At 70.1% G+C, this 3,816-nt stretch carries 3 protein-coding genes; 1 reads left to right on the forward strand and 2 read right to left on the reverse strand.

Going from position 1 to position 3,816, the window contains the following annotated elements:
* The first annotated feature begins 303 nt into the window (after window positions 1–303).
* A complete protein-coding gene (locus C1I97_RS33070; protein WP_111006717.1) occupies window positions 304–1,833 on the forward strand; it encodes an alpha/beta hydrolase in 1,530 nt (509 codons plus the stop codon).
* Window positions 1,834–1,904: 71 nt separating this feature from the next.
* On the opposite strand, the gene moeZ is transcribed toward C1I97_RS33070, so the two are convergent.
* Entirely contained in the window at window positions 1,905–3,083 is a 1,179-nt protein-coding gene (moeZ, locus tag C1I97_RS33075; protein WP_111006718.1) for an adenylyltransferase/sulfurtransferase MoeZ, read from the reverse strand.
* A gap of 63 nt (window positions 3,084–3,146) precedes the next feature.
* A partial coding sequence (locus tag C1I97_RS33080) for a spherulation-specific family 4 protein (protein ID WP_111006719.1) occupies window positions 3,147–3,816 on the reverse strand: 670 nt, incomplete at its 5' end.

Raw genomic sequence — 3,816 nt, forward strand, 5'->3', positions numbered from 1 at the left:
GGCGCCTCGCCCAGCGCTGCAGCGTTTCGCGTTCGTCGTCGGTGAGAACCACATCGACCGTAGGCCGTCCCATTCGTGCCATGACCCCAGCATACTTATGGAACGAATCAAAGACTCAGGACACTAGGGCCTTCCGTCCGGCGACCACAAGCCCCGCATCGCTCGACGAAATACCCGCATTCACACCGAAGTAGCAGGTCAGAAGGTTATCCACAGGCCCGCACGGGGTGCGGCGGGATCTGCCTACCATGGCGTGACCGCTCCCGCGGCCGATCCGCGGGGAGCCTGTGAGGGGGGAAGCACATGTCACGTCTGACGCGGTGGGCGGCCGCGATGGCCGCCGCGGTACTGCTGGCCGGGTGCGGCGGGGGGCCGTCCGGCAACGGCCGGGACGAGGGGAAGGACCGGTCCGATCCGGCCGCAGCGCCGACGCCCGGGCTGCCCTCCTCGCTCACCTCTCAGCGGCTCGACTGGGGCCACTGCAAGGCCGCCTCCGGCTCCCCCGCACCGGGCAGCGACTGGCAGTGCGCGACGCTCAAGACGCCCCTGGACTGGTCCCGGCCGGACGGGGAGACCATCGGTCTCGCCCTCATCCGTGCCAGAGCCACCGGCGAGCGCACCGGCTCGCTGCTGTTCAACTTCGGCGGGCCCGGCGGCTCGGGCGTGGACACGATGCCGTCGTACGGCTCCGTGGTCGGCGCCCTGCAGCAGCACTACGACCTGGTGAGCTGGGACCCGCGCGGGGTCGGCCGGAGCGAGGGCGTCCGCTGCCGCGGCGACCGGCAGATCCAGGCCGCCGAGGCGATCGACGTGACACCGGACACCCCGGCCGAGGAACGGGCCTACTTCCAGGACGCGGCCGACTTCGGCCAAGGCTGCGCGAAGGCCGCGGGCAAGCTCCTCGCGCATGTCTCGACGACCGACACCGCCCGGGACATGGACCTGATGCGCCAGGTCCTCGGTGACGCCAGGATGCACTACTTCGGCTTCTCCTACGGCACCCAGCTCGGCGGGGTGTACGCGCATCTGTTCCCCCGGCGCGTGGGGCGGCTGGTCCTGGACGCGGTGGTCGACCCGACCGCGGACGCGGTGGGCCACGCCCGGAACCAGGCCAGGGGCTTCCAGCGGGCGCTGGACGGCTATCTGAAGTCGACCGGGCAGGACCCCGAACAGGGCTCACGCAAGATCGCCGGTCTGCTGGAGCGCATCGACGCGAAGCCTCTGCCCACCTCCTCCGGGCGGAAGCTGACGCAGACGTCGGCGCTCACCGGCATCGTCCTGCCGCTCTACAGCGAGAGCAGCTGGCCGGCCCTGATTGGCGCCCTGACGGCGGCGGAGCGGGGAGACGGCTCCGCGCTGCTGGCCCTCGCCGACGCCTACAACGAGCGGGACAGCTCAGGCCGCTACGGCACGGCGGCCCACGCGCAGCGGGTCATATCGTGCTTGGACGCCAAGCAGCGGCCCACCCCGGATCAGGCGAGGAAACTGCTGCCCGAGTTCGAGGAGATCTCGCCCGTGTTCGGCACCTTCCTGGCCTGGGACACGGCCGGCTGGTGCCACGACTGGCCGGTGGCCGGCCAGTACGACACGCCACAGGTCAGCGCACCGGGTGCGGCGCCGATCCTGTTGATCGGCAACACCGGGGACCCGGCGACGCCCTACGAGGGCACGCGGAAGATGGCCGACGAGCTCGGCAAGGGCGTCGGCGTGGAACTCACCTGGAAGGGCGAGGGCCACGGGGCCTACGGCAACGGCAGCGACTGCGTGGACTCGACGGTGAACGCGTACCTGCTGCACGGCACGGTGCCGAAGGACGGCAAGGTCTGCTCATGACGACGGCGGGGGCTCCGGGCACCCGTGGTGCCCGGAGCCCCCGCCGTGGAACGGTCAGGGCGAGCCGTGGCTCAGTAGACCGGCTTCTCCGGCTCGATCTGGTTGACCCAGCCGATCACGCCACCGCCGACGTGCACGGCGTCCGCGAAGCCCGCGGACTTCAGCACGGCGAGGACTTCCGCACTGCGGACACCCGTCTTGCAGTTCAAGACGATCTTCTTGTCCTGCGGGAGGCTCTCCAGGGCGGAGCCCATGAGGAACTCGTTCTTCGGGATCAGCCGGGCACCCGGGATGGAGACGATCTCGAACTCGTTCGGCTCACGGACATCGATGATCTCGATGTTCTCGCCGTCGTCGATCCACTCCTTGAGCTGCTTGGGAGTGATCGTCGAGTCGGCGGCCGCCGCCTGAGCCTCCTCGGAGACGACGCCGCAGAAGGCCTCGTAGTCGATGAGCTCGGTGACGGTCGGGTTCTCACCGCAGATCGCGCAGTCGGGGTCCTTGCGGACCTTGACCTGGCGGTACTGCATCTCCAGGGCGTCGTAGATCATCAGGCGGCCGACCAGCGGCTCGCCGATGCCCGCGAGGAGCTTGATGGCCTCGTTGGCCTGGATGGAACCGATGGACGCGCACAGCACGCCCAGGACGCCGCCCTCGGCGCAGGAGGGGACCATGCCGGGGGGCGGGGGCTCCGGGTAGAGGCAGCGGTAGCAGGGACCGTGCTCGGACCAGAAGACGGAGGCCTGGCCGTCGAAGCGGTAGATCGAACCCCAGACGTACGGCTTGCCCAGGAGTACGCACGCGTCGTTGACCAGGTAGCGGGTCGCGAAGTTGTCCGTGCCGTCGACGATCAGGTCGTACTGGCTGAAGATGTCCTTCACGTTCTCGGCCTCGAGCCGCTCCTGGTGAAGGACCACGTTCACGTACGGGTTGACGCCCTTGATCGTGTCCTGGGCGGACTCGGCCTTGGGGCGGCCGATGTCGGACTGGCTGTGGATGACCTGGCGCTGCAGGTTCGACTCGTCGACCTCGTCGAACTCCACGATGCCGAGCGTGCCCACGCCCGCCGCGGCCAGGTACATCAGCCCGGGCGAGCCCAGGCCACCGGCGCCCACAAAGAGCACCTTGGCGTTCTTCAGCCGCTTCTGCCCGTCCATCCCGACATCGGGAATGATCAGGTGGCGGGAGTACCTGCGGACCTCGTCTACGGTGAGCTCGTCAGCCGGCTCGACCAGGGGTGGCAGCGACACGGGGACTCCGTTGGTCGGTCAATCACTACGGTTGTTCTTCTCGTAACACTGCCACGCCCTTCTTCATTCCGAGACACCCGTTCCGAGGCGCGAGATGATGTCGTCCCAGTAACCGGGCAGGTTCTCCCAGGGGTCGGCGAGGCCGCCGCGGTCCGTGCGATCGGTGAACCAGATCGTCGCCGCACCCTGCCAGCGGGCGATGCGCAGCGCCTCGTCGAGGTGGCCGCGCGGGACGCCGTGCACCAGGTGGCAGAAGCGCTCGGGCGGGTAGTCGGCGGTCCACTCCGCCACCTGCGACCAGCGGTAGTCGCTCCACGGGCCGCGGAAGGTCACCAGTTGGTCGGCGTTCTCGGCGTAGCCCGGGTGCGGGTGGGTGCCGTGGCCGAGGACGATGTGGGCATCGTCACGCAGCGCCCGCAGCGCGCCGGCTGTACGGCGGACCTCCGGCAGTCCGGCCCGGTCGGCCGGGCAGCGGTCCAGGAGGAAGCCGTCGGCCCGGTACCACTCGAGGTACCGGCGCGCATCCGCGATCAGCTCGGCGAAGGGCCGGGTGCCGTGCGCGGCGTCGAGGCGGCCGAGGACGCGGACGCCCGTGTTGCGCAGGCGTCCGGCCGCGTCCAGGCAGTGCGGGTCGGGCTGGACGCCGGGGCCGTCGGCGACGTCGAGGACGACCCAGTGCAGCGGTGTACCTGGGCGGGTGAGCTCGCTCCACTCGGCCGGGGCGAGAAGGGGG

This window comes from Streptomyces sp. NTH33, assembly GCF_003236365.1.
Taxonomy (GTDB): domain Bacteria; phylum Actinomycetota; class Actinomycetes; order Streptomycetales; family Streptomycetaceae; genus Streptomyces.